We start from the raw sequence: 234 nt of genomic DNA on the forward strand, positions 1-234 counted from the left end.
TCCATCAACGTCATGTACAGCATCGAGGAGGGCGGCAAGAGGGCTGTGGGATTCAAACTTTCGGAGGGAATGGAGATTCCCGAGGAACTCGAATCACGCTTCAAGTTCGCCCGCCAGAAATCGAAACTTGCCGGTGTCATCAGGGGCTCCTACTTCGTGATCAAAGGCGAGTACTAGGTAGCCCCAGGCCCGTGAGTACCTCCATGGCCGCCGTTTCCGTTTCGCCGACCGCTC

General features: G+C 57.3%; 1 pseudogene. It reads left to right on the forward strand.

The window, feature by feature from the left end:
- Window positions 1-177, forward strand: a pseudogene (locus tag SB724_RS21875) (phage tail protein); the annotation flags it as partial.
- Window positions 178-234: the final 57 nt, after the last annotated feature.

It is taken from the genome of Bacillus sp. SIMBA_031 (genome assembly GCF_046535225.1).
In the GTDB taxonomy this organism is placed as follows: Bacteria; Bacillota; Bacilli; order Bacillales; family Bacillaceae; genus Bacillus; species Bacillus velezensis.